Source organism: Streptomyces sp. JNUCC 64 (assembly GCF_054484115.1).
The window spans coordinates 2,304,125-2,328,877 of sequence record NZ_CM137015.1; the positions used below are offsets into that span (position 1 = coordinate 2,304,125).

Annotated in this window: 21 protein-coding genes, 2 pseudogenes and 1 CRISPR repeat array; of the genes and pseudogenes, 12 read left to right on the forward strand and 11 right to left on the reverse strand. The window is 72.8% G+C overall.

Annotated elements, in window-relative coordinates:
- Positions 1-255 precede the first annotated feature (255 nt).
- Entirely contained in the window at positions 256-1,674 is a 1,419-nt protein-coding gene (locus ACVWNX_RS09025; protein WP_454413369.1) for a cation:dicarboxylate symporter family transporter, read from the forward strand.
- Positions 1,675-2,139: 465 nt separating this feature from the next.
- A CRISPR array of direct repeats spans positions 2,140-3,510; the repeat unit is 29 nt; unit sequence GTGCTCCCCGCGCGTGCGGGGGTGGTCCC.
- Positions 3,511-3,592: 82 nt separating this feature from the next.
- On the opposite strand, the gene ACVWNX_RS09030 is transcribed toward ACVWNX_RS09025, so the two are convergent.
- Together ACVWNX_RS09030 and ACVWNX_RS09035 are read right to left on the reverse strand one after the other, a co-directional pair.
- On the reverse strand, positions 3,593-4,174 hold the full coding sequence (locus ACVWNX_RS09030) for a GNAT family N-acetyltransferase (protein ID WP_454413370.1): 582 nt from the start codon (positions 4,172-4,174) through the stop codon (positions 3,593-3,595).
- Between the two features lie 17 nt (positions 4,175-4,191).
- Positions 4,192-4,506, reverse strand: a complete 315-nt coding sequence (locus ACVWNX_RS09035) for a hypothetical protein (protein ID WP_454413371.1) — start codon at positions 4,504-4,506, stop codon at positions 4,192-4,194.
- Positions 4,507-4,776: 270 nt separating this feature from the next.
- Between ACVWNX_RS09035 and ACVWNX_RS09040 the strand changes: the two genes are divergently transcribed.
- The 7 genes from ACVWNX_RS09040 to ACVWNX_RS09070 all read left to right on the forward strand — a co-directional run bounded on the left by ACVWNX_RS09040 (position 4,777) and on the right by ACVWNX_RS09070 (position 8,788).
- Positions 4,777-5,979: a helix-turn-helix domain-containing protein gene (locus tag ACVWNX_RS09040; RefSeq protein WP_454413372.1), complete on the forward strand. Its 1,203-nt coding sequence runs from the start codon at positions 4,777-4,779 to the stop codon at positions 5,977-5,979.
- A 192-nt stretch (positions 5,980-6,171) separates the two neighbouring features.
- Complete coding sequence (locus tag ACVWNX_RS09045; RefSeq protein WP_454413373.1) at positions 6,172-6,600, forward strand: hypothetical protein; 429 nt, start codon at positions 6,172-6,174, stop codon at positions 6,598-6,600.
- Entirely contained in the window at positions 6,597-7,064 is a 468-nt protein-coding gene (locus ACVWNX_RS09050; RefSeq protein WP_454413374.1) for a DUF6302 family protein, read from the forward strand. Before ACVWNX_RS09045 ends, ACVWNX_RS09050 begins: the two co-directional genes overlap by 4 nt.
- Positions 7,061-7,579, forward strand: coding sequence for a hypothetical protein (locus ACVWNX_RS09055; protein WP_454413375.1), 519 nt, complete (start codon positions 7,061-7,063; stop codon positions 7,577-7,579). The genes ACVWNX_RS09050 and ACVWNX_RS09055 overlap by 4 nt, the downstream gene beginning before the upstream one ends.
- Complete coding sequence (locus tag ACVWNX_RS09060) at positions 7,576-7,869, forward strand: hypothetical protein (RefSeq protein ID WP_454413376.1); 294 nt, start codon at positions 7,576-7,578, stop codon at positions 7,867-7,869. Before ACVWNX_RS09055 ends, ACVWNX_RS09060 begins: the two co-directional genes overlap by 4 nt.
- Before the next feature lie 2 nt (positions 7,870-7,871).
- Positions 7,872-8,336, forward strand: a complete 465-nt coding sequence (locus ACVWNX_RS09065; RefSeq protein WP_454413377.1) for a hypothetical protein — start codon at positions 7,872-7,874, stop codon at positions 8,334-8,336.
- Between the two features lie 125 nt (positions 8,337-8,461).
- Positions 8,462-8,788 carry a MazG-like family protein gene (locus tag ACVWNX_RS09070; protein WP_454413378.1) on the forward strand — a complete coding sequence of 109 codons (327 nt, stop codon included), beginning with the start codon at positions 8,462-8,464 and terminating at the stop codon, positions 8,786-8,788.
- A 67-nt stretch (positions 8,789-8,855) separates the two neighbouring features.
- Here the strand turns inward: ACVWNX_RS09070 and ACVWNX_RS09075 are convergent, their stop codons facing one another.
- Positions 8,856-9,347, reverse strand: a complete 492-nt coding sequence (locus ACVWNX_RS09075; protein WP_454413379.1) for a MarR family winged helix-turn-helix transcriptional regulator — start codon at positions 9,345-9,347, stop codon at positions 8,856-8,858.
- Between the two features lie 102 nt (positions 9,348-9,449).
- On the opposite strand from ACVWNX_RS09075, the gene ACVWNX_RS09080 reads away from it, so the two are divergent.
- A complete protein-coding gene (locus tag ACVWNX_RS09080) occupies positions 9,450-10,580 on the forward strand; it encodes an epoxide hydrolase family protein (RefSeq protein ID WP_454413381.1) in 1,131 nt (376 codons plus the stop codon).
- Between the two features lie 47 nt (positions 10,581-10,627).
- Here ACVWNX_RS09080 and ACVWNX_RS09085 read toward each other — a convergent pair.
- A pseudogene (locus ACVWNX_RS09085) lies at positions 10,628-10,999 on the reverse strand (carboxymuconolactone decarboxylase family protein); the annotation flags it as partial.
- Positions 11,000-11,252: 253 nt separating this feature from the next.
- Positions 11,253-12,278, reverse strand: coding sequence for a 6-phosphofructokinase (locus ACVWNX_RS09090; protein WP_454413382.1), 1,026 nt, complete (start codon positions 12,276-12,278; stop codon positions 11,253-11,255).
- 338 nt (positions 12,279-12,616) lie between these two features.
- Between ACVWNX_RS09090 and pta the strand changes: the two genes are divergently transcribed.
- From pta to pyk, 3 genes are all read left to right on the forward strand, one after another.
- Complete coding sequence (gene pta / locus ACVWNX_RS09095) at positions 12,617-14,716, forward strand: phosphate acetyltransferase (protein WP_454413383.1); 2,100 nt, start codon at positions 12,617-12,619, stop codon at positions 14,714-14,716.
- Between the two features lie 71 nt (positions 14,717-14,787).
- A complete protein-coding gene (locus ACVWNX_RS09100; RefSeq protein ID WP_454413384.1) occupies positions 14,788-16,014 on the forward strand; it encodes an acetate kinase in 1,227 nt (408 codons plus the stop codon).
- Between the two features lie 273 nt (positions 16,015-16,287).
- Positions 16,288-17,718, forward strand: a complete 1,431-nt coding sequence (gene pyk, locus ACVWNX_RS09105; protein ID WP_454413385.1) for a pyruvate kinase — start codon at positions 16,288-16,290, stop codon at positions 17,716-17,718.
- 114 nt (positions 17,719-17,832) lie between these two features.
- Here the strand turns inward: pyk and ACVWNX_RS09110 are convergent, their stop codons facing one another.
- The 6 genes and pseudogenes from ACVWNX_RS09110 to ACVWNX_RS09135 all read right to left on the reverse strand — a co-directional run bounded on the left by ACVWNX_RS09110 (position 17,833) and on the right by ACVWNX_RS09135 (position 24,699).
- Complete coding sequence (locus tag ACVWNX_RS09110) at positions 17,833-19,263, reverse strand: hypothetical protein (protein ID WP_454413386.1); 1,431 nt, start codon at positions 19,261-19,263, stop codon at positions 17,833-17,835.
- Positions 19,264-19,458: 195 nt separating this feature from the next.
- Positions 19,459-19,870 (reverse strand): annotated as a pseudogene (locus ACVWNX_RS09115) (DUF6114 domain-containing protein); the annotation flags it as partial.
- Between the two features lie 199 nt (positions 19,871-20,069).
- Positions 20,070-20,687: a DUF6230 family protein gene (locus tag ACVWNX_RS09120; RefSeq protein WP_454413387.1), complete on the reverse strand. Its 618-nt coding sequence runs from the start codon at positions 20,685-20,687 to the stop codon at positions 20,070-20,072.
- Positions 20,688-21,379: 692 nt separating this feature from the next.
- Positions 21,380-22,354 carry a tetratricopeptide repeat protein gene (locus ACVWNX_RS09125; RefSeq protein ID WP_454413388.1) on the reverse strand — a complete coding sequence of 325 codons (975 nt, stop codon included), beginning with the start codon at positions 22,352-22,354 and terminating at the stop codon, positions 21,380-21,382.
- Positions 22,355-22,580: 226 nt separating this feature from the next.
- A complete protein-coding gene (locus ACVWNX_RS09130) occupies positions 22,581-24,281 on the reverse strand; it encodes an acyl-CoA mutase large subunit family protein (protein ID WP_454413389.1) in 1,701 nt (566 codons plus the stop codon).
- A gap of 91 nt (positions 24,282-24,372) precedes the next feature.
- Positions 24,373-24,699: a DUF3817 domain-containing protein gene (locus tag ACVWNX_RS09135; RefSeq protein ID WP_454413390.1), complete on the reverse strand. Its 327-nt coding sequence runs from the start codon at positions 24,697-24,699 to the stop codon at positions 24,373-24,375.
- Positions 24,700-24,753 lie beyond the last annotated feature (54 nt).

The following is a 24,753-nucleotide window of genomic DNA, read 5'->3' on the forward strand; positions in this document are numbered from 1 at the left end:
CGGACGAGGGGCATGCCTGACAGTCTGCATCGTCCCCGGACCGGGTCGCGGCGATGTGAACTCAATGAACGCAAGCGTGACCGCCCTCACATGGCTAGGAGATATTCACCGGGATTCCGCCGCCCAGGACGTGAGCCGCACGCACTGCGCGTCGGCCGCGAGGTATCCCCCACGTACCTCCCGGCCCGCGCGGGCCTCCCGCAGAGCCCCGCGCCCATCGACGAAGCCGCCGTTGTCGCCGAGGAAGGCACCCCCGTGACCGACACCCCCGCCACCGCGCCCGCCGCGCCGCCCGCCAGACGGGACCGCACCCACTACCTGTACATCGCCGTCATCGTGGCGGTGGTCCTCGGCATCGCCGTGGGCTTCGCCGTCCCCGACGTCGCCAAGGAGCTGAAGCCCCTCGGCACCGGGTTCGTCGCGCTGATCAAGATGATGATCTCGCCGATCATCTTCTGCACGATCGTGCTCGGCGTGGGCTCGGTCCGCAAGGCCGCGAAGATCGGCAAGGTGGGCGGCCTCGCCCTCGCCTACTTCATGGTCATGTCCGTCGCCGCGCTGGCGATCGGCCTGCTCGTCGGCAACATGCTGGACCCGGGCACCGGGATGGACCTGACCGACTCCGACAAGGAGGTCGGCCACACCGCCGCCGAGAACGCGGGCAAGGGCCTGGTGGACTTCGTCCTCGGGATCATCCCGGCCACCATGGTGTCCGCGTTCACCGCGGGCGAGGTCCTCCAGACCCTGCTGGTCGCGCTGCTCGTCGGCTTCGCGCTCCAGGCCATGGGCCGCAGCGGGGAGCCGGTGCTGCGCGGCATCGAGCACATCCAGCGGCTGGTGTTCCGCGTGCTCGCGATGATCATGTGGGCGGCCCCGGTCGGCGCGTTCGGCGCGATCGCCGCCGTCATCGGCGAGACCGGCATGGACGCCCTGAAGGCGCTCGCCACGATCATGTTCGGCTTCTACGTCACCTGCGCGCTGTTCGTGGTGCTGGTGCTGGGTCTGCTGACCCGGGTGGTCGCGGGCGTCAACGTCTGGCACCTCTTCCGCTACCTGGGCCGCGAGTTCCTGCTGATCCTCTCCACCTCGTCGTCCGAGTCGGCGCTGCCCCGCCTCATCGCCAAGATGGAGCACCTCGGGGTGAGCCGTCCGGTCGTCGGCATCACCGTCCCGACCGGGTACTCGTTCAACCTCGACGGCACGATGATCTACCTGACGATGGCCTCGCTGTTCATCGCCGACGCGATGGGCGAGCCGATGGGCATCGGCCAGCAGATCGGACTGCTGCTGTTCATGATGATCGCCTCGAAGGGCGCGGCGGGGGTCTCCGGCTCCGGCATCGCGGTCCTCGCGAGCGGACTCCAGTCGCACAAGCCCGAGCTGGTCGACGGCGTCGGCCTGATCATCGGCATCGACCGCTTCATGAGCGAGGCCCGCGCCCTCACGAACTTCGCGGGCAACGCGGTGGCCACGCTGCTCATCGGCGTGTGGACCAAGGAGGTCGACCGCGAGCGGGTCGGCAAGGTGCTCGCGGGCGAGATCCCGTTCGACGAGCGGACGCTGCTGGACGACTCCCACGGAGCGCCGTCCGGCGGGGACGAGGACGACGACGTGCCGTCCCCCCGGACCGCCCCCACCACGCACGAGGACGGCAAGAAGTCCGTCTCGGCGTGACCCTGGCCCGGGCGTGGACCCGGGACAGGGCGCGGGTCCGGGCCCTGGACCGGGCTCGGACCGGGGCGCGGGACCGGTCCCGGACCCTGGGCTGACGGCCCCGCCTCCCCCGTTCCTTCCGCACCTTCTCCTCCCCGCGCGGGCTCTTGGGCCCCGGACGTCCGCTGGTCGACGTCCGGGGCTCTTCGGGTTGGGGGCCTTGGGGGCTTCGGGGAAGGGAGCGCGGTGGGTGATCTGGAGGTTGGCCGGTCTACCGGTCCCCACGGGTCCACCAGTCCGCCGATGGCCACGGAAACGGTTCGGGGACGGGGACGGGGACGGGGATAGGGTGGAACGGCTGACTGATCGGCACGTGGCGTCCTAGGCATCGCCGGGGGCGAGGCGGGACGGATGGGCGAAATGCCGGAGTTTCGAGTTCTTGCCAAAAACCGGGGAACGGCGAGATAAAACCGCTGGTCAGGAAGAGTGCTCCCCGCGCGTGCGGGGGTGGTCCCGCCACAGAGCATGCGACATTGAAATCGTAGGTGTGCTCCCCGCGCGTGCGGGGGTGGTCCCGCGCCCTGTACGTACATAAGCTGGTCGTCGACGTGCTCCCCGCGCGTGCGGGGGTGGTCCCTGGTTCGGCGCTCTGGCCTGCGCGCCGTCCGGGTGCTCCCCGCGCGTGCGGGGGTGGTCCCGGGGAGACGACGATCATGCGGTCGATGACCGCGTGCTCCCCGCGCGTGCGGGGGTGGTCCCTCGGTGCTGGAACCGGTGAGCGCCTTGTCGAGGTGCTCCCCGCGCGTGCGGGGGTGGTCCCCCGACGCCCCGTCTGCGCACGATCACCGAGATGTGCTCCCCGCGCGTGCGGGGGTGGTCCCAGCGGGGCATCGCTACGGGATGCGGTTGACCGGTGCTCCCCGCGCGTGCGGGGGTGGTCCCACCCGCACGGCCGGGTCCATGACCATGGCGCGGTGCTCCCCGCGCGTGCGGGGGTGGTCCCACCCGCACGGCCGGGTCCATGACCATGGCGCGGTGCTCCCCGCGCGTGCGGGGGTGGTCCCGGCTGGCCGAGGCTCGACGGCACGAGCGACTAGTGCTCCCCGCGCGTGCGGGGGTGGTCCCAGGCAGGTCGTCGCGCGGTTGGTTTCGATCGGGTGCTCCCCGCGCGTGCGGGGGTGGTCCCTTCGCGGCCATCTTGAGGACCTTTGCCGGGATGTGCTCCCCGCGCGTGCGGGGGTGGTCCCCCCCGGCGCCACGTGGACCGGGGGCCCATGGAGTGCTCCCCGCGCGTGCGGGGGTGGTCCCTCGTCGACGCTGACTTCCTCGGTCTGAGCTGTGTGCTCCCCGCGCGTGCGGGGGTGGTCCTCGCGATGCGAGTGCGGGGGAGGGTTCAAGTATGTGCTCCCCGCGCGTGCGGGGGTGGTCCCGCGGTGAATCCCGCGATGAACCGGTCCTTCGCGTGCTCCCCGCGCGTGCGGGGGTGGTCCCGACCACGAGAGCCGACTGCGCGGGCTGGAGTCGTGCTCCCCGCGCGTGCGGGGGTGGTCCCGCGGTCAGGGCCTCGCGCGGTTCCATGCGCGAGTGCTCCCCGCGCGTGCGGGGGTGGTCCCGCTCCGTAGGCGGCGGCGTTCACGAGGGGCACGTGCTCCCCGCGCGTGCGGGGGTGGTCCCGCGAACTGCCTCCCGCTGTCACCTTCAGCACCGTGCTCCCCGCGCGTGCGGGGGTGGTCCGCCCGGCTGCATTTCGAGCCAGAGCTCGCGCTGGTGCTCCCCGCGCGTGCGGGGGTGGTCCCCCCTCCACCGTGACTACATCGTGATCAACTCGGTGCTCCCCGCGCGTGCGGGGGTGGCCCCTGCCGAGACACGAGAGCGGCATAGCTGCTCCGGAGCACGCGCACCCGTCATGGAGCTACCGGGTCCGGCCGCTCGCTCCGCGTCAGCGAGGAGAGGACCCGGGGCGAAGGAGCATCGGGTCGTAGACCGGTGACTCCTCGGCGTGCTTGATCGTCCGGGGCAGGACCTCGTACCCCCAGCGCGGGTAGGCGTCGCGTGCTGGCTGGTTGTCGGTGATGCAGGTGAGGGTGGTCCAGGACTCGGTACGGCCTTTGACCATCTGGTCGTGGAGGGCTCGGCCGATGCCCTGGCCAGTGTGTTCCGCGAGGACCATGAGCTCCCGGAGCCAGAAGACATCCCCCTCCTCGGCGGCCTTCCTCGCCTTGTCGGGGGTGACGTCGTGGAGGGACACCCACCAGGGGCGGTCCGTGGTCAGGGTGACGCCGTGGACGTACCCGGCCAGGGTGCCGTCCGAGAGGCGCGCCGTGACGAGTTCGAACCCCTCCATCCCGAACGCGGCCGTGAGACGGGACCCGAACGTCTCGATCGAGAAGAACGGGTCTCCGATGTACGGGGGCACGTCATAGACCTGGGCGTAGACCTCCGTGAGTTCGGTGATGACCTCAGGCGCGGTCTGGCCGGTGAGGCGCGCGAAGCTAAGGGCGGGTGTGGTGCGTCCGGGCATGCGGGATGCCTCCTCGGTCAGGCGATGTGATGGGTGAGCAGGTCGAACGTCTCTCGTAGCGATGTGCTGACCTTGCACCCGTCGAGGTCGTTCCGGGCGACCGCGAGTTGTCGACAGGTGCGGGTGGACGACTGTCCGCCCTTGATGAGCCGCAGGGACCAGGGCAGCGCCCGCCGTGCGATCGTAATGGCGGTCGGAGAGGACGACCTGGCGAGTTGGGCAAGGCACATGCCTCGGTTGCGGAAGTGTTCGATGGCCTGGAGCGCGGCAGATCGCACCAGGAGCCGGACGGCCTGGCACCCCACGTACTCCCCGCCTGCGGGGGTCGCCAAGACCCACGCCGGTCCGTCGGCCCTCGTGGTGCTGGGGCAGGAGCCAACGGGACGAGGAGCTACGGGCGGGGCAACCGGGGCTTTCACAAAATGTGAAAGCCGGAACGAGGGACTTCCGCGCCCTCGCGATCAGTTTCCGCAGGTCGTCGCGGGTGCAGCCGGTGTCACGAGGCTGTGCGCGCGGAATCAGGGAGGCGTGGCCCTCCATACCACATGCCGTGAAGTGGGGGTACCTTGCGATGGGGGCCACTAAGCGGGAGGAAGTCCGGCATGTCTTCGTCCACGGACATCGGTACTGGTGCACGCATCGAACAGCTCCGCAAGGCAAGTCACCTGACGCAGCGTGGACTTGCCGACAAGGCGGGCGTCTCGTATTCGCTTTACACCAAGGTCGCTTCGGGAAAGCGTTTGGCGACGCCGGTCTTCGTGGCCGCGTGCGCCAGGGCCCTGTCCGTCGACCCTCAGGACCTCTACGGCCAGCCCTACCGGGACAAGCTGCGGGAGGACCGGATCGACCGACTGCTGGAGCCCGTCACCACGGCGCTCGACTGGTACGACCTCGACCCCGACGAGGACATCAGACCCCGCCGCTACGAGGACTTGGCCTCAGACGTCCGGGCCCTGGGCAAGCTGCACGACGAGGGCGGCTTCTCCACGATGGCGAAGCGCATCGCCCCGCTGGCCGAGGAGATCCGGGCGGCCGCCCTGTTCCGCACGGACCAGCGGCTGTGGGGGCTGCTGAGCCAGGTGTACCGGGGCGCCTATGACGTCGGCATCCGGTTCGGGTTCCACAACCTGGCCCGGATCGCCCTCGACCGGGTCGACTGGGCCGCTCAGCGGGCCCACGACCTGGAGGCGGCTCCCCTGCGGGGCATGCGCCAGTACCAGAGGTCGCTGATCCACATGAAGGCCGGTGACTACGCGACCGGGCTGCGGATGACCGAGGCCGGGATGAAGGCGCTCGACGGTGCGGACGAAGCCGCGTGGACCGCACCCGTACGCGGCCAACTGCTCCTGGGGTCCGCGCTTCTCCACGCCAGGGCCGGAGCCGTGGACACGGCCCTGGCGCTGCTCAAGGACGCGGGGCGGATCGCCGCGCGCACGGGCGAGCAGCCTGACGTCTTCTGGATGGGGTGGGGACCCACGAACGTCGCGGTGCACGAGGTCGGGGTCCTCACGGACGCCGGCCAGGCGGGCAAGGCCGTCAAGCGGGCCAGGACGGTGGCGCCACCCCCGTCGTGGCCCGCGTCGAGGCGGGCCCGCCTCTCGGTCACGGTGGCGCGGAGCGAAATGTGGGTGGGGAACGGCGCCGGCGCGCTGGAAGCCCTCCAGAGGGCCCGCAAGCAGTCCCCCGAGGTCGCCAGGTACAACCCCCAGGTTCACGAGGTGGTTGCCGGTCTGGTCCGGGCGAGCAGGCAGTCCGCACCGGAGAGTCTGCTCGGCTATGCCCACTGGGCGGGCGTCAAGTACTAAGCCAACCAGTGGTGTTGGGGTCACGGGGCCCGGCTTTCACAAACCGTGAAAGCCGGGCCCTTGGATTTGTAGTTGCCTGATTACGGAGGGTCCGGGGGTGCGGTCGCACCCTCCGCTTCCGCTTGCTCCGGCTGCCGTTGCCGTCCGGACCGGGCTGCTCACCTCACCCCCAACAGGCATGAGGACAACACCTTGAACACTGAACTGCAGCAAGCCCCCGGGCCCCTGACCGAGAGGAACGGGAGCGGCGCCGCGTCGAAGACCGCCGTGGCCCTGACCGAGTGGGCGCGGCGGGAGAGTCTGGCGGACCGGGTGGCGGTGGCGGCGCTCGTCGCGGACGGGGATCTCGTCCGCCGGGAGGCGGTCCGCGCCGCGCTCGTCGTGACGCGGGACGGCGAGGTGGGCTGCGACTGGGAGCGGGTCGGCCGCCGGTCGACGCTGCTGGAGCGGCTGCCCGCCCAGGACGCCGCGTTCCTCGCCCTCGTCCTGGCGATCGCCCTGCGCACGCCCCTGCCGCTGGGCGGGCTGCGGCGTCTCGGTGACCGTCGGCTGGCCCTGGTCCTGCGGGCCCTCGCCGCCCTCGCCGAGTCCACCAGCGTCACGGTCGGAGAGCCCGCGTGAGCCGCCCGCCGCTGGACGACCGACTCCGCCGGGCCCTCGACGAGGAGCGCGCGAAGCTCGCCGCCCGGCTGGACGATCCGGGCCTGCTCGACGGGGCCGTCGGCATGGCCCTCGAACGGACCCACGCCGGTCACCCGCAAGTCCCGTGGAGCGGGCTGGCGGTGCCGCTCGGCGGCACACGGGTGTGCGGATACGTACAGGTCCCGAGGGGGCTCCTGGCGTCGGTGCTGTACGCCTTGGAGGTCGAGGACAGGGCGGTCGGAGGGTTCTCCCGGGTACGGGTGCGCCACCCGCACCCGCACCCGCACTCCACCCACCCGGCCCCCGGCGACGACCCCGCGACGGGACGGGTGGAGTGGGGCGTGGAGCCCGACCGCGCCCCCGAGGTCCGCGCCCGCGCGCTCGGTTACACCGATGACGGCGTCGCCGCGTACACGGCCGAGCACCCGGAGGGCTGCCGATGAGCCCCGTGCTGAGGTCGGGTCAGAGCGTGGACGCGATCGCGCGGTGGCTGCTGAGCGCCGCCGACGACCCGCTGACCGGCTACGCGGAGTGGACCACGCGCGATGTGGCGCTGCTCTCCTGCGGACGGGTCTTCGACGCGGTCCGGGTGCCGTGCGACCTGGTGCGCGTCGCGGTGTCGGCCGCCGACGACCGCCGGGCCTCGGCCCTGCTGCACCGCGCGCTGGAGGGAGGCCCGGTCTTCCTGGACCGGTACGCGCGGCAGGTCTACGCGCTGACCGGGTGCGGGAGCTGGCCGTCCGAGGGCCGGACGCCCCAGGTCGAGCACCTGGGCGACGGGTGTTACCTCGGTGTCCCCCGCCTCGACCTCTTCCTGTCCCCGGCGGCCCGGGCGCCGGAGAGCCGGGCGTTCTGGGCCGGGCCCGTGGTGCGGCGCGACTGCCCGGTGGACTCCCTGCGGGCCCTGGTCGCCCGGGGACTGGACCGGTTGCGCGAAGCCGAGGAGTCCGGCCGGTGACGCCGGACCCGGTCCCCTGGTGGGAACGAGCCCGTCTGCGGCTCACGGGCCGTCGGCGCGCGGTCGTCCCGCCCGGGGTCTTCCACGGGGAGCGCCGACCGGTCCGCGCCGTGCCCTGCGGGCCGTGCTTCGCCGCGAAGATCCTCGACCATCCCGCGCACGCGTGCGCGGGATGGTCGCCCGGGCGACTGGCCGTACGCGACGGCCACTTCGCCGTCGACGTCCGCCTGGACGAGCGTCCCGCCGCGTGCCCGTGCGCGTGCCGGGACGAGACGCGGGCCGGGAGGTGACGGTGACGACGGTCCTGGTCGAGTGGCTCACCGGCGAGTGCTGGAGGTGCGACCGGTCGCTCCTCGTCACCTGGGTGGGGCCCGCACGATGGGCGGGCCACCACGCTCCGGTGTACCTGTGCGAGGGCTGTCTGACCGCCGTGGAACAGCGGGCCCGCCAGCACGTCCTGGCCCGGCACACACCGGTCGTCCCCCTGCCCGAGCCGGTCGTCCGGCCCTACCGGACCCAGCCGCCGCCCACCGCCGTGCCCGCCCGGTCCGGTCCCGCCCCGGCCGTCCCCGACCCGAGGGGCGTCGAACCGTCCGGGCCCGGGCTCGGCGTCCGGGTCGACACGGAGGGACGCCCCGGACGCGGGGCACGGCGGACCCCGCACCGCCGACGCCCCCGGCTGACCCTCGTGGTGGCCGCGACCTTCGCCCTGCTGATCGCCGCCGCCATCGGCACCGTGGCGGTCCGCGTCACCTGACCGCCCGGATCCACCCGTCCGCCCCGAACGCGAGCGGCTTCCGGGCCCCCACGAACAGCGAACGGACCGCTGGGTGCGCCCGGCCGGGTTCCGTACCCGCACCACGACCTGAGGAGAGATCCCGCATGACCGACAACAACGTTGGCGAGGAGACGTGGACGGCGGTCGGCAGGCTCAAGGACTGGCTGGACGCGAAGGACAACGCCACGCCCGAGCAGGCCCGGCTCCTTCGCCTGCTCAAGGTCCAGGAGGAGGTCGGCGAGGTCGCGCGGGCCGCGATGGGCGCCGCCAACGCCAACCCGCGCAAGGGCCGGACCCACACCTGGGAGGACGTGCGGGACGAGCTGTGCGACGTGATGCTGTCCAGCATGGTGGCGCTGCTCACGCTCACTCCGGACGCGGCGAAGGTCTTCCAGCAGCGCCTGGACGCCGTCGTCAAGCGGTCACTCTGACCTCAGAGGTCCGGGCCCGCACTCCCGAGCCAGGGCGGGGGCTGGGGGATACGGCGCGCGCCACCGTTCAGGCTTCGGTCCCCGTCCGCCCGTCGTGGTGGTCCAGCAGTCTGGACAGCAGCCCGGTCAGTTCCCGGCGTTCCTCCGGTGACAGCGGTGCCATCAGCGTCTCCTGGGACTCCGTCAGCGACTCCGCCAGCCGTCGTAGGCGTCGTTCGCCCGCCGGGGTCAGGGAGACGACGTTGCGCCGGCGGTCGGACGGGTCGGGGGCGCGTTCGATCAGTCCGTCGGCGGCCAGTTCGTTGAGCGCCGCGACGACGTCGCTGACGTGGATGCCGCTGCGGCGGCTCAGTACGGCCTGGCTGGCCGGGCCGGACTCCTCCAGCGTCGCCAGCAGCCGGTAGTGGTAGCCACGGGCGCCGACGGTCGCGAACCCCTCGGTGAGCAGGCGGTGGGCGTGCGCGGCGGTGCGGGCGAGCAGCCAGCCCGGCAGGGCCTCCCAGCTGCCCTTCCAGCGGGTGGACGGTTCCTCGGGCGACGTCCCGGGCGGGTTCTCCATGGGGCGAGTCTAACTAATCGTTTGGCGCACCTACGATTCCGGTATACCGTTGGCCACACAAACGTTTGCCGCGCCAATCATTCGTCCCCTGGAGTGAAGACCGTGATCGAACCGTTCCGCGTCGCCGTTCCCCAAGCCGATCTCGACGACCTCGCCGACCGTCTCGCCCGGACCCGCTGGCCCAACGAGGTCGCCGACGCCGGATGGGACTACGGCTTCCCGCTGGCCAGGCTCAAGGAGCTGGCCGAGCACTGGCGCACCGGGTACGACTGGCGCGCGCACGAGGCCGGGTTGAACCGGCTCCCCCACTTCCGCACCCGGATCGACGGCCAGGACATCCACTTCGTCCACGTCCGGTCCGCCAGGCCGGACGCCCTCCCGCTGGTCCTCACCCACGGCTGGCCCGGTTCCTTCCTGGAGTTCCTGGAGGTGATCGAGCCGCTGTCCCGCGACTTCCACCTGGTGATCCCCTCCCTCCCCGGGTACGGGTTCTCCGGACCGACCCACGAGCGCGGCTGGGACCTCGTCCGGATCGCCCGGGCCTGGGCCGAGCTGATGCGCCGCCTCGGCTACGAGCGCTACGGCGCCCAGGGCGGCGACTTCGGCTCGGGCGTCTCCCTGGCGCTCGGCACGGTGGCGCCCGACCGGGTCGTCGGGGTGCACGTCAACTACCTGCCGACCCCGCCGGTCCCGGGCGTGGACGTCGAACTGTCCGCGTCCGACGGGGAACGGCTCGACGGGATCAGGGCGCTGATGGCGAACCGTCCGCCGTACCAGGCGCTCCAGGCGCTCACCCCGCAGACCATCGGCTACGCCCTGACCGACTCTCCGGTCGGCCAACTCGCCTGGATCGCCGAGCGGTTCGCCCAGTGGACCGATCCCCGTTCGCCGGTCGACGACGAGCGGATCCTCACCGACGTCTCGCTGTACTGGCTGACCGCCACCGCCGCCTCCTCCGCGCGGCTGCACCACGACGCCGTACGGAGGCCGGCGTCCTGCCCGGTACCGGTCGGCGTGGCGGTCTTCGCGCACGACATCACCCGGTCGGTACGGCCGCTGGCCGAGCGGCTGTACGACGTCCGGCACTGGTCGGAGTTCGAACGCGGCGGCCACTTCGCCGCGATGGAGGTGCCGGAGGCGTTCGCGGGGGACGTCCGGGACTTCTTCCTCGGACTCGGGAACCCGTCGGGCGATGGCGTCCGGCTCGCCGAGGGGGACGGTACGTCCCCGTGAGGACGTACGCCGCCGACTGTCACCGGTCCGGTCCGGTGACGGTCGGCGGGCGTGTCGGTCATGGCCTCGGCGTACTCCATCACGTCCCGCTCCAGCGGGGTGAACGCCTCCGCTTCCCGCCAGCGCGGCACCTGGCTCGCCTTGGTCAGGTCGAGGTCCTTGTTCCGGGCCTGGAAGTAGCCGAAGTCCAGGCAGAAGCCGCAGCCGAGCTGCGAGGCGACGGCCATGTGCGCGAAGGACTTGAGGCTCTCGTCGACGGAGTCCCACTCGCCCACCGCGCCACCGAAGCCGACGACCGACTCGGTCACGGCGGGGTGGTGGAGCATCACCTCCACCGGCTCGGGGACGACGCCGAGCCGCTCGGCCAGCCGCTCGCCCAGCTCGCCGGTCAGTTCCGCCTTGGGTACCCGGAGTGCCATGGTGTCTCCCTGTGTCTGGGGCTCGTGCGCTCGTACGGCATGAAGACACCGGCGGACTCCGGGATGTGACACTCCCGCACGGGAAACACCCGCCTCCCCGCCCCGTCCGACGGGTACGCCACGGCCCCGTCGCTCCGGGCGGGGCGACGGGGCCGTGGCGTGGTGCTTTCCGGGGCCGTACGGAAGGCGTGCCCGTACGGAACGGAGCCGCAGGGAACGGGGTCGTACGGAACGAGGTCGTACGGAGGCCGGGCTAGAAGACCGACTCGGCCTCGTCCATCCGGTCCTTGGGGACCGTCTTGAGTTCGGTGACCGCGTCGGCCAGCGGGACCATCACGACGTCCGTGCCGCGCAGCGCGGTCATCTTGCCGGACTCGCCCCGGTGCGCGGCCTCGACCGCGTGCCAGCCGAAGCGGGTGGCGAGCACCCTGTCGTACGCGGTGGGCGTGCCGCCGCGCTGGACGTGGCCGAGGATGACCGGCTTGGCCTCCTTGCCGAGGCGGCGCTGGAGCTCGAAGGCGAGGGCGGTGCCGATGCCCTGGAACCGCTCGTGCCCGAACTGGTCGATCTCGCCCTTCTGGTAGTCCATGGTGCCCTCGACGGGGTGGGCGCCCTCGGCCACGCAGATCACGGCGAACTTCTTGCCCCGGGCGAAGCGGTCCTCGACCATCGCGACCAGGTCGGAGGGGTCGAAGGGGCGCTCCGGCAGACAGATGCCGTGGGCCCCGGCGGCCATCCCGGACTCCAGGGCGATCCATCCGGCGTGCCGTCCCATGACCTCGACCACCATCACCCGTTGGTGTGACTCGGCGGTGGTCTTCAGCCGGTCCATCGCCTCGGTGGCGACGCCGACGGCGGTGTCGAAGCCGAAGGTGCGGTCGGTGGAGGAGATGTCGTTGTCGATGGTCTTGGGGACGCCGACCACCGGCAGGCCCGCGTCGGCGAGCATCCGGGCGGCGGTCAGGGTGCCCTCGCCGCCGATCGGGATGAGGACGTCGAAGCCGATCTCGGTGGCGAGCGACCGGATGTTCTCGCAGGCCGCGCGGAAGCGGTCGCGCTCCAGCCGGGAGGAGCCGAGGATGGTGCCGCCACGGGCGAGGATGCCGCTCACCGCGTTGAGGTCGAGGGGGCGGTAGCGCCCGTCGAGGAGTCCCGCGTAGCCGTCCTCGAAGCCGATGACCTCGTCGCCGTGGTGGGTGACGGCCCGGTGCACGACCGAACGGATCACCGCGTTCAGACCGGGGCAGTCGCCGCCCGCCGTGAGTACTCCGATGCGCATCGTGCTCTGTCTCCTGCTCGCTGCTGGGGTCCGGTGTGTGCCCGCCCTGATTCTTCCACGGTGGCATACGGGGTGCCCTTCCCGTGGGCACTCCCACCACATTGGTCCGGACCACGCTCGTGATATCGGGATCACCGGGGCACGGTGGCACGGCGGTCCGCCCGGCCGTCACGCGGTCGGTCCGCCCGGTGGAAGGGAAGGGGGGACTCCGGAGGGCGTCTTATCGACACGCACAGGTATTGTCAAGAGGGGAATAAGAACCATATACCGACCGCGCCCGAACGATCACGAGTCGGACGCATGCGAAAGCTGGCGCGGCGACCGAACGGAGGACGCGCGTGACGCGCAGCGTGTACGTGACCGGGATCGACCGGGGTGACGGCCGCCAGGTCGTCGAGCTGGGAGTGATGGAGCTCCTGACCCGTCAGGTCGACCGGGTGGGCGTCTTCCGTCCGCTCGTCCACGACGGGCCGGACCGGCTGTACGACCTGCTGCGCGCCCGCTACCGGCTCACCCAGGACCCGGCGACCGCGTACGGCATGGACTACCACGAGGCGTCCACGATCCAGGCCGAGCAGGGCACCGACGAGCTGGTGTCCCGGCTGGTGACGCGGTTCCACCGGGTGGCCTCGGAGTACGAGGTCGTGCTGGTGCTCGGCACCGACTTCGCCGCCACCCAGCTGCCGGACGAGCTGGCGCTGAACGCCCGGCTGGCCAACGAGTTCGGGGCGTCGGTGCTGCCGGTGGTCGGCGGCCGGGGCCAGAGCGCCGAGTCGGTGCGCGCCGAGGCCCGCAACGCGTACCGCGCGTACCAGGCGCTCGGCTGCGACGTGCTGGCCCTGGTGGTGAACCGGGTCGAGCCCGGGGACCGCGAGGTAGTCCAGGAGCGGCTGGCCGCCCGGCTGCCGGTGCCGTGCTGGGTGCTGCCGGACGAGCCCGCGCTGTCGGCGCCGACCGTGGCACAGGTGACCGCCGCGCTCGGCGGAACGGTTCTGCTGGGCGATGACTCGGGGCTGGCCCGGGACGCCCTCGACTTCGTCATCGGCGGTGCCATGCTGCCGAACTTCCTGCCCGCCCTGACCCCGGGCTGTCTCGTCGTCACCCCCGGGGACCGCGCGGACCTGGTCGTCGGCTCGCTCGCCGCGCACAGTTCCGGCACGCCCCCGATCGCGGGCGTGCTGCTCACCCTCGGGGAGCGCCCGCCGGAGCAGATCCTCACCCTGGCCGCCCGGCTCGCCCCCGGCACCCCGGTGATCTCCGTCCCGGGCAACAGCTTCCCCACCGCGGCCGAGCTGTCCGGGCTGGAGGGCAAGCTGAACGCGGCCACCCCGCGCAAGGCGGAGACCGCGCTCGGCCTCTTCGAGCGGTACGTGGACACCGAGGAGCTGAGCGGCCGGGTGTCGGCCCCGAGCAGCACCCGGGTGACCCCGATGATGTTCGAGCACAAGCTGCTGGAGCGGGCGCGCGCCGACCGGCGGCGGGTGGTGCTGCCGGAGGGCACCGAGGAGCGGGTGCTGCGGGCGGCGGACGTGCTGCTGCGGCGCGGGGTCTGCGACCTCACCCTGCTGGGCGATGTGGAGACCATCCGCAAGAAGGCCGCCGACCTGGGCGTGAACCTCGCGGACGCGGACCTCGTCGACCCCCAGACCTCCGAGCTGCGGGACCGGTTCGCGGCCCGTTACGCGGAGCTGCGGGCGCATCGCGGGGTGAGCCTGGAGCTGGCGTACGACGTGGTCACGGACGTGAACTACTTCGGCACGCTGATGGTCCAGGAGGGCCTGGCGGACGGCATGGTGTCCGGTTCGGTGCACTCGACGGCGGCGACGATCCGGCCCGCGTTCGAGATCATCAAGACCAGTCCGGGGGCGAAGATCGTGTCCTCGGTGTTCTTCATGTGCCTGGCCGACGAGGTCCTCGTCTACGGGGACTGCGCGGTCAACCCGGACCCGGACGCCGAGCAGCTCGCGGACATCGCCATCCAGTCGGCGGCGACCGCCGCGCAGTTCGGGGTGGACCCGAGGATCGCGATGCTGTCCTACTCGACGGGCACCTCCGGTTCGGGCGCCGACGTGGACAAGGTCCGCGAGGCCACCGGACTGGTCCGCGAGCGCCGTCCCGACCTGCGGATCGAGGGGCCGATCCAGTACGACGCGGCCGTCGAGCCCTCGGTGGCGGCGACCAAGCTGCCGGACTCCCCGGTGGCGGGCCAGGCGAGCGTGCTGGTCTTCCCCGACCTCAACACCGGCAACAACACCTACAAGGCCGTGCAGCGCTCGGCCGGGGCGATCGCGGTGGGCCCGGTCCTCCAGGGGCTGCGCAAGCCGGTGAACGACCTGTCGCGCGGCGCGCTGGTCCAGGACATCGTCAACACGGTGGCCATCACCGCGATCCAGGCCCAGGCTCCGGCCGCCGCCCCCGTCCCCGCGCCCGCCCCGTGACCTCCTCCGCTCCCGTCCCCGTCCCCGTCCCCTCCCCCGTCCCCGTCCCCGCACCAGAAGGCGTCCGATCCGTGACCGTTCCCGCTCCCGTCGCTCCGCACCGCGTCCTCGTCCTCAACTCCGGCTCGTCGTCGGTGAAGTACCAGCTCCTCGACATGCGGGACAGCTCGCGGCTGGCCTCCGGGCTGGTGGAGCGGATCGGGGAGCGGACCTCCCGGCTCGCGCACACCCCGCTCACCGGCGGGGCGGCCGTCACCCGGGAACGGGTGGAACCCTTCGCCGACCACGCGGCGGCGCTGAAGGCGGTGGCGGCGGAGCTGGCGGCCGACGGGCTGGGGCTGGACTCGCCGGAGCTGGCGGCGATCGGGCACCGGGTGGTGCACGGCGGTCGCCACTTCACCGAGCCGACCGTCGTCGACGAGGCGGTGGTCGCGGAGATCGAGCGGCTGATCCCGGTGGCGCCGCTGCACAACCCGGCCAACCTCACCGGCATCCGCACCGCCCGTGAGCTGCGGCCCGATCTGCCGCAGGTCGCGGTGTTCGACACGGCGTTCCACACCACGATGCCGGAGGCGGCGGCCCGCTACGCCATCGACGTGGCGACCGCCGACGCCCATCGCATCCGTCGCTACGGCTTCCACGGCACCTCGCACGCGTACGTGTCCCGGCGGACGGCCGCGCTGCTGGGCAAGGACCCGTCCGAGGTCAACGTGATCGTGCTGCACCTGGGCAACGGCGCCTCGGCGTCGGCGGTGCGCGGCGGGGTGTGCGTGGACACCTCCATGGGGCTGACCCCGCTGGAGGGCCTGGTGATGGGCACCCGGTCGGGGGACGTGGACCCGGCGGTGGTCTTCCATCTGAAGCGGGTCGCGGGCATGGACACCGACGAGGTCGACGAGCTGCTGAACAAGCGCAGCGGGCTGGTCGGCCTCTGCGGCGACAACGACATGCGGGAGATCCGGCGGCGGATCGACGAGGGCGACGCGGCGGCGGCGCTGGCGTTCGACGTCTACACGCACCGACTGAAGAAGTACATCGGCGCCTACTACGCGGTGCTGGGCCGGGTGGACGCGGTGGTGTTCACCGCCGGGGTCGGCGAGAACGCGGCGCCGGTGCGGGCGGCGGCGGTGGAGGGCCTCGGGGAGCTGGGCCTGTCGGTGGACGGGGAGCTGAACGCCGTGCGCGGCGACCGGCCCCGGCTGATCTCGCCCGAGGGGTCCCGGGTGGCGGTCGCCGTGGTGCCGACGGACGAGGAACTGGAGATCGCCACGCAGACCTACGCGCTGGTCCGGGGCTGAACCGGGGCGGCGGCGGGCGGGGCCCCGGACTTCCGGCCCGCGCCCGTCCGGCCCGCCGCCGCCCGGCCGCTCCGCCCGTCCGGCCCGGACGCCGGCCCGGACGCCGCCCGTCCGGTCCGGCCGCCGTCCGGGCGCATCCCGGCGTCCACGGCGTCCGGGGCGGACGTCCGGGGAAGGCATCCGTCCAGGGCACGCCTGAGCGGAGGTCCGCCCATTTGTAGCTTCCACCAGGCGGAAAATTCCGCATTGAAACAAACCGATAGGATGAGCCCCATGCGCCGTTCCAAGATCGTCTGTACCCTGGGTCCCGCCGTCGACTCGTTCGAGCAACTGAAGACGCTCATCGAGGCCGGGATGAACGTGGCCCGTTTCAACATGAGCCACGGCAGCCACGAGGAGCACCGGGCCCGGTACGACCGCCTCCGGGAGGCGGCGCACGCGACCGGCCGTCCCGTCGGCGTCCTCGCCGACCTCCAGGGGCCGAAGATCCGGCTGGAGACCTTCGCCGAGGGCCCCGTGGAGCTGGTCCGCGGTGACGAGTTCACCATCACCACCGAGGACGTGCCGGGCGACCGGACCATCTGCGGCACCACCTACAAGGGCCTGCCCGGGGACTGCTCGGTCGGCGACCCGATCCTGATCAACGACGGCAACGTCGAGCTGCGGGTCACCGGGATCGAGGGCCCCGAGGTGCGCACCATCGTCGTCGAGGGCGGGGTGATCTCCGACCACAAGGGCATCAACCTGCCCGGCGCGGCGGTGAACGTCCCGGCCCTGTCCGAGAAGGACGTCGACGACCTGCGCTTCGCCCTGCGGATGGGCTGCGACCTGGTCGCCCTGTCCTTCGTCCGCGACGCCGCCGACGTCGACGACGTGCACAAGGTCATGGACGAGGAGGGGCGGCGCGTCCCGGTCATCGCCAAGGTGGAGAAGCCGCAGGCGGTCGCCAACATGGAGGCCGTCGTGGCGGCGTTCGACGGGGTCATGGTCGCCCGTGGCGACCTGGCCGTCGAGTACCCGCTGGAGAAGGTCCCGCTGGTCCAGAAGCGCCTCATCGAGCTGTGCCGCCGCAACGCCAAACCGGTGGTCGTGGCGACCCAGATGATGGAATCGATGATCACCAACTCCCGCCCCACCCGCGCCGAGGCGTCCGACGTCGCCAACGCGATCCTGGACGGCGCGGACGCGGTCATGCTCTCCGCCGAGTCCTCGGTCGGCGCCTATCCGATCGAAACCGTGAAGACGATGTCGAAGATCGTCGTCGCGGCCGAGGGCGAGCTGCTCTCCAAGGGCCTCCAGCCGCTGGTGCCCGGCAAGAAGCCGCGCACCCAGGGCGGCTCGGTGGCACGTGCCGCCTGCGAGATCGCGGACTTCCTGGGCGCCAAGGGCCTGGTCGCCTTCACCCAGTCCGGTGACACCGCCCGCCGCCTCTCCCGCTACCGGGCCGCGCAGCCGATCGTCGCCTTCACCACCGACGAGGGCACCCGCAACCAGCTGACGCTGAGCTGGGGCGTGGACGCCTCCATCGTCCCGCACGTGAACACCACCGACGAGATGGTCGGCCTGGTCGACACCGAGGTCGTGCGGCTGAAGCGGTTCCAGGACGGCGACACCGTCGTCATCACCGCCGGTTCGCCCCCCGGCGTCCCCGGCACCACCAACATGGTGCGCGTCCACCACCTGGGCAACGGCGAGCGCGACTGACGCTCCCGGACCGCGCCGCGCCCTGACGTCGAGGGCCCGCGCCGCCCGAACGCCTCGGAAGGGGCGCCCCGTTCCCGGGGCGCCCCTTCCGGCGTTCCCGCCGCGCGTCCGCCCTCAGCCGGTGACGGACTGCCGCAGCCCCGGCACGGTCAGATCGCCGCCGAACTGCCCGGCCTGCACCAGCCGGACCCGGGTGAAGGAGGCCACCGGGAGGTCCGACGGAGGCGGCCGCTCCGGGTCGAAGACCACCGGCGCCGCCCCGGGGAGCCGTCCCTCCAGCCGCTCGGTGTACATGGTCACCCGTCCGCCGCGCAGGGTCGACGTGGACCCCGGGGCCGCCCGGACCCGGTACGTCAGGCCGTCGGGGGCGTCCACGCTCAAGCGCAGGTCACCGATGTCCGCCCCGCCGTCCACGGTGAACTTCAGCGCCCGTTTGACGCGGCCGTCGGGGGTCCTGAGCGCCACCACCCCGTGGTAGTCCAGCCCGCGCAGCACCAGGGAGCTGGCCTCCAGCAGCCAGGGCCGCTCCGGGACCTCGGGGACCGGCTCCACGGCGCCGTCGTCCGCCGTCCGCCGCCCGTCGTCGCCGTTCCCGCCGTTCCCGTCGTTCCCGCCGTTGCCGTCGTCCTCGCAGGGGTCGGGCGCCCGGCCGTCCGGGGACGGGGCGGAGGCACGCGGACGATCGGCCCGCCCACCGTTCCCGCGCCCGGTCCCGTCCCTGTCGCCGTCGCCGGCGCCGTCGCTGTTCCCGTCGCCGCCCGGGTCCCGGGCCGGGGCCGGAGCGCCGCCCGGCCGGTCGGGGTCGCCACCCGGCCGACCGCCGTCGCCCGGCTCTCCGGTGGGACGGGGCCGGACCGGGTCCGGGGTGGGGGCGGGTCCGGGGCGGGAGGTCGGTCCCGTGGTGGAGGTGGGGCCAGGGGTGGGTGAGGGGCGCCCGGGGCGGAGCGGGGAGAGCAGGTCCCGGACGGCGTCACCGACGCCCAGGGGATCGTCCAGGGGGTCCAGCCGGTCCAGGGACTCCAGCGGGTCCAAGGGGGCCAGCCGGTCCAGGGACTCCAGCGGGTCCGAGGGGGCCAGCCGGTCCGAGGGGGCGGCCAGTGGATCGACCGGGTCGCGGTCCCCGTTCCGGGACGCCATCGGGTCGAGGACGCCCGGGGGGCGCCGGGGGCGGACGGGAGCCGTCGGGGACGCGACGGGCCGGGGCACGGCGACGCGTCCCGCTCCTGCCCGGCCGTCCCGGGCCGCCGGGGCGGCGGATCGTTCCTGCACCCTCCAGCGACCACGGTCCGTCGCCCCGCCCTCCGCACCCGGACCACCCGAGCCGTTGGAGCCACCCGAACGGTTGGAGCCACCGGGGCCGTTCGCGCCGTCCGGAACCCCCTCCCCCGCCGGAGCGCAGGGCGGCCCCTCCAGGAAGGGGTGCTCCGGCAGGAGGGGACGGCCCTGGGCGAGGATCGGGGTCAGCCCCATGCCCATGAGGACGGCGGCGGGCATGGTGGCGAGGGCGAACGCCTTCCCGGCGGGCAGGTGCAACCGGGTCAGCAACGGTTTCCTGGGGGCGGCGTGCCGGGGCCCGGTCCGCGCCCGGAAGGGGACGGCACCACGAGCACCGGAAGCACCCGAGGAACCGGAAGCACCGGAGGCACCCGGGACACCCGGGGCATCGGGAACGCCCGGAGCGCCGGACGCCCCCTCAGCCCGCACGGTGTCCCCCGGCGGCCGTCGCCAGCGGGTCCGGGGCGGGACGGCCGGGGGCCCACGCCAGGGCCATCGCCCCGCCGACCAGCGCCAGCGCGTATCCCGCGCCGAAACCGCCGAAGTTGGCGACGACCAGGGAGACCAGTGCCAGCAGGATGGCCGCGATCCCGGCGAAGACCCGCGAGTGCCGTTGGAACCACATGGTCAGCCCGAGGACGACCAGCAGCACCCCGATGATCAGCGAACCGGCGCCCGCGGTGGTCGCCATCCGGATCGTCACCGTGCCGAACGTGAGGTTGGCGTACGGGAAGTACATGATCGGCAGTCCCCCGAGCAGGGTCAGCGTCCCGGCCCAGAAGGGACGTTCGCCCCGCCACCGCCAGAACGACCGGCGCCAGCCGTGGGTCCGTCCGGCCGGGCGGTCGCCCGCCCCTCCGTGCGCGTGGACGGTCATGGGCGTACGACTCCTCGGAGAACGACGGACGGGAACGGCGGACCGGAACCACGGACCGGGACCGCGTACCGGGACGGCGGACGGATGCGACGACGGAAGGAAGGAACAGCGGACGGAAGGAACGACGGAACAGCGGAACGGCGGAACGGCGGAACGGCGGAACGGCGGAACGGCGGACGGGAACGGCGGCGGAACCCGTCTAGTAGCACTCGTCCTTGCCCCGGTGCACCGACATCGTCATCCCCGGGAGCTTGAGGGTGCCCGCGCTGGTGGCCAGGGCCCGCTGCTCGACGTCGGTGAACACCACCGACTCGGCCTGCTGGGCGAAGGAGCCCGGCTCGTAGCGGTCCCCCGGCGCCGGGCCGGGCCCCTTGGTGGTGCCGTCCACGGAGACCCCGATGTCGACCTTCCGGTAGGTGGCGTTGGCCCGGAACTCCTCGGTGTCGACGTAGAGCCGGTTCGCCTCGACCCGGGGGCCGCCCGGCCGTCCCGCCGTGAGCTTCAGCGAGAGGTCGCCGAACATCCCCACGGGGACGACGACGGACTGGCACAGATCGGTGATCAGGGCGTCCTCCATGCCGATGACGGTCACGGGGTGCCGTCCCGTCACCCCGCCGCCGACCGCGCCGTACTGGACCACCCCGGTGCCGTCGACCCGGACGGCGGACATCTTGAACTTCTGGCCCGACACGCTGAACGAGGCCGCGAGGGCGCCCTGCGAGACGGCTACGCCCATCGCGGCGGACGCCGCGACACCCGGCACCATGACCACGGCGAACCGCTTCCATCGGGTACCGCCACGCGCCACGGACTCCATCGCTCTCCTCCTCGTGGTACCGCCCGCCCTTCCGGACGCACGTCCGCCGGGCCCGGCCGCGCCGTCCGCGCGGACGCGCGGGGACGCGACGAGCCGGACGGGGAAGGCGGACGCGGCGCGCACCGGAAGGAGGCCGTCCGCGCCGGGGCGCCCAGGGTCGTCCCGGGCGTCGGTCACGGCCGCGCCCCACGACGGCACGGGCACCGGACGGACTCCGCCGGACGGACTCCGTCGAGCCGCGAGGACCGTCTGCCCCGACCGGTCGGACACCGGCCGCCCGGCCGGGGGTCCCAGGGTCACGGTCCCGGGCTGGCCGCCGGGCGGTGGGGGATGACCGAGCGTGACCGATCGTGGTGGATCGGGGCGGCCCGCACAAGGGGCGTCGTTACCCACAGGTAATCGAAAGTCGGCCGTTCCGCGAGCCGGTGGCACGGTTCCACGACGGAGGGTCGCCACCCCCGGGGCGCGCACACGGCCATCGAGGGCGAACCATGACAGAAGTCCGGCCACGTCTCACGCGGGGTGACCGTGGCCGGACTTGTCAAGATTCAGTGAAGATCACCGATTGTGCGAACTGCCTTTCGAAGAACGGCCAGTCGGACCCCTGCCCGAACGGACCCGCACCCGACGGCACCACCCCGAAGGGGACGCGAGGGACGACGAAGACGGCGGGAGCGGAGAAGAGGTGACGGCTAGAACAGGGCGCGGGCCAGCGCCTTGCGCGCGGCGGCCACCCGGGGGTCGTCGGCGCCGACGACCTCGAACAGCTCCAGCAGCCGCAGCCGCACCGCCTCGCGGTCGTCGCCCGCCGTCCGGCGCACCGCGTCGACGAGCCGCCCGAAGGCGTCCTCGACGTGTCCTCCGACCAGGTCCAGATCGGCCGCCGCGATCTGCGCGGCCGAATCGGCCGGACGGTCCGCGGCCTCCCGGCGGACGGTCTGCGGGTCGGCGCCCTGCACCCGCTGGAGCAGCTCGGCCTGGGCGAGCCCCAGCTTGGCCTCCGGGTGGGCCGGGTCCTCCACCAGCACGTTCTTGTACGCCTGCACCGCGCCGCCGAGGTCACCCGAGTCCAGGGCCCGCGCGGCGGCTTCGAGGAGCGCGTCGTACGGTCCGGCCGGGACGGCGGCGGGGCCGTCGGCGGGGGCCGTGGCAGCGTCCGGGTCGACGTTCAGACCCGTCAGCCCGAAGCGCTGCTCCGCGACCTGGACCAGCTGGTCCAGCGTCTGACGGATCTGCGCCTCCGGGGCCGCGCCCTGGAACAGGGGCAGCGCCTGCCCGGCCACCACGGCGAAGACCGCCGGGATGCCCTGGATCCCGAACTGCTGCATCAGCATCTGGTTGGCGTCGACGTCGATCTTGGCGAGGAGGAACCGGCCGTTGTACTCGACCGCCAGCCGTTCGAGGAGCGGGCCGAGCTGCTTGCACGGCTCGCACCACTCGGCCCAGAAGTCGATGACGACGGGCACCTCGGTGGACCGCTGGAGCACCTCGCTCTCGAAACCGGCCTCGTCGACGTCGATCACCAGGGCGGACGGGCCGACGGCCCCGGCACCGCCCTGCCGGGCCGCTTCGGCCCGGGCCTGCTCCGCCTTCGTCTTGGCTTCCTGGGCGGCCTTCACCGCGCCCAGGTCGACGACCCCGCTCATGGACATGTTCCGTGGCTGCATGCGCTCATTCTCCCCCCTGGGCGCGGCACGACGAAAAGCGGTGGGGGGCTGACCCCATCAGCCCCACCAGCCCCGGCCCGCCCGGCCCGCGCCGACCCGGCCGCCCCGGCCCGCCCGACCCGTGTCAGCCCCGCCCGCCGACCCGTGTCAGCCCCGGTCGCCCCGGCCGACCGCCGGCGCCGCGCACCCCCGTGGGAGCGGGCGCGCGGACCCGGCACCGGGCCGCTCAGAAGCCGGGCGGCTCGGTGTAGACGCCCCACTCGGCGCGCAGCGCGTCGCAGATCTCCCCCATCGTGGCCTCGGCGCGCACCGCGTCCAGCATGGGTTCGATCATGTTGTCGCCGCTCCGTCCGGCGGCGACCATCGCCGTCAGCGCGTCCCGCACCCGGGCCCCGTCCCGCTTCGCCCGGCGGTCGGCGAGGAGGCGCACCTGCTCGCGCTCCACCTCGTGGCCGACCCGCAGGATCTCCAGGTCCCCGGTGACGGAGCCGTGGTGGACGTTGACGCCGACGACCCGCTTCTCGCCCTTCTCCAGGGACCGCTGGTAGCGGAACGCGGACTCGGCGATCTCCCCGGTGAACCAGCCGTCCTCGATGCCGCGCAGGATGCCGGAGGTGATCGGGCCGACGGGGTGCCGTCCGTCGGGGTGGGCCCGCTCCCCGCGCTCCCGGATCCGTTCGAAGATCCGCTCGGCGTCGGCCTCGATCCGGTCGGTGAGCCGCTCGACGTACCAGGAGCCGCCGAGCGGGTCCGCGACGTTGGCGACGCCGGTCTCCTCCATCAGCACCTGCTGGGTGCGCAGCGCGATCTCGGCGGCCTGCTCGGAGGGGAGGGCGAGGGTCTCGTCCAGGGCGTTGGTGTGCAGCGAGTTGGTGCCGCCGAGGACCGCCGCGAGGGCCTCCACGGCGGTGCGGACGACGTTGTTGTACGGCTGCTGCGCGGTGAGCGACACGCCCGCCGTCTGGGTGTGGAACCGCAGCCACTGGGCCTTGGCGGTGCGGGCGCCGTACACGTCGCGCAGCCAGCGGGCCCAGATCCGGCGGGCCGCCCGGAACTTGGCGATCTCCTCGAAGAAGTCCAGGTGCGCGTCGAAGAAGAAGGACAGCCCGGGGGCGAAGGTGTCCACGTCGAGCCCGCGCGAGAGGCCCAGTTCCACGTACCCGAAGCCGTCGGCCAGGGTGTACGCCAGCTCCTGGGCGGCCGTGGAACCGGCCTCGCGGATGTGGTAGCCGGAGACGGAGAGCGGCTTGTACGCGGGGACGCGCCGCGCGCAGTACTCCATCAGGTCGCCGATGAGCCGCAGATGGGGCTCGGGCGGGAAGAGCCACTCCTTCTGGGCGATGTACTCCTTGAAGATGTCGGTCTGGAGGGTGCCGTTGAGGACGCCCGGGTCGACCCCCTGGCGTTCGGCGGCGACCAGGTACATGCAGAAGGCGGGGACGGCGGGCCCGCTGATCGTCATGGAGGTGGTGACGTCCCCGAGGGGGATGTCCCGGAAGAGGACGTCCATGTCGGCGGCGGAGTCGACGGCGACCCCGCAGTGGCCGACCTCGCCGAGGGAGCGGGCGTCGTCGGAGTCGCGGCCCATGAGGGTGGGCATGTCGAAGGCGACGGAGAGGCCGCCGCCGCCCGCCGCGAGGATCATCTTGTACCGCTCGTTGGTCTGCTCGGCGTTGCCGAAGCCGGCGAACTGGCGGATGGTCCAGGTGCGGCCCCGGTAGCCGGTCGGGTACAGCCCGCGGGTGAAGGGGTACTCCCCGGGCCAGCCGATCCGCTCGAAGCCTTCGTAGGTGTCACCGGGCCGGGGGCCGTAGACGGGCTCCACGGGGTCGCCGGAGAGCGTGGTGAAGTCGGCGTCGCGCTTGTGGGCGGCGTCGTAGCGGGCCTGCCAGCGGCGGCGGCCCTCCTGGATGGCGTCAGCGTCCATGCTTCGAATTTACTAGGACGTCCTAGTATCTGTCGACGGTGAACCGCCGGGAGCCCGTCGAAGGGCCCCGGCGGGGGTCATCCGAGGGCGCTCACGCCTTGGCGGGCTCCGGGGCGCGGTCCGTGACCAGCGCCCGCGTCTCACGGCTGATCTTCGGCTCCACGAAGAAGGACGCCACCGGGATGCAGCCCACCAGCAGCACCCACAGCAACTTGCCGAACGGCCACTTCGCCTTGGTGCCGAGGTCGAAGGCGAAGACCACGTAGATGATGAACAGCACACCGTGGATCTGCGAGATCACCATGGTGTCGCCGGTCTGGAAGCCGTACTTCAGGATGATGGCCACGGTGAACACCAGCAGCCAGATGGCGGTGATGTACGCCATCACCCGGTAGCGCGTCAGCACGGTTTGTTTCATGGCCCGAGCGTAACCACCGCGGGGGCCCGATCTTCGCGCGGGTCCGGGCCCGCG

Bases quoted from the DNA above. Each gene is read 5' to 3' on its own strand.
- ACVWNX_RS09030 (WP_454413370.1), bottom strand. From the start codon at position 4,174: ATGCCCGGACGCACCACACCCGCCCTTAGCTTCGCGCGCCTCACCGGC.
- ACVWNX_RS09040 (WP_454413372.1), top strand. From the start codon at position 4,777: ATGTCTTCGTCCACGGACATCGGTACTGGTGCACGCATCGAACAGCTC.
- ACVWNX_RS09055 (WP_454413375.1), top strand. From the start codon at position 7,061: ATGAGCCCCGTGCTGAGGTCGGGTCAGAGCGTGGACGCGATCGCGCGG.
- ACVWNX_RS09070 (WP_454413378.1), top strand. From the start codon at position 8,462: ATGACCGACAACAACGTTGGCGAGGAGACGTGGACGGCGGTCGGCAGG.
- ACVWNX_RS09075 (WP_454413379.1), bottom strand. From the start codon at position 9,347: ATGGAGAACCCGCCCGGGACGTCGCCCGAGGAACCGTCCACCCGCTGG.
- ACVWNX_RS09090 (WP_454413382.1), bottom strand. From the start codon at position 12,278: ATGCGCATCGGAGTACTCACGGCGGGCGGCGACTGCCCCGGTCTGAAC.
- pyk (WP_454413385.1), top strand. From the start codon at position 16,288: ATGCGCCGTTCCAAGATCGTCTGTACCCTGGGTCCCGCCGTCGACTCG.
- ACVWNX_RS09120 (WP_454413387.1), bottom strand. From the start codon at position 20,687: ATGGAGTCCGTGGCGCGTGGCGGTACCCGATGGAAGCGGTTCGCCGTG.
- ACVWNX_RS09125 (WP_454413388.1), bottom strand. From the start codon at position 22,354: ATGCAGCCACGGAACATGTCCATGAGCGGGGTCGTCGACCTGGGCGCG.
- ACVWNX_RS09130 (WP_454413389.1), bottom strand. From the start codon at position 24,281: ATGGACGCTGACGCCATCCAGGAGGGCCGCCGCCGCTGGCAGGCCCGC.
- ACVWNX_RS09135 (WP_454413390.1), bottom strand. From the start codon at position 24,699: ATGAAACAAACCGTGCTGACGCGCTACCGGGTGATGGCGTACATCACC.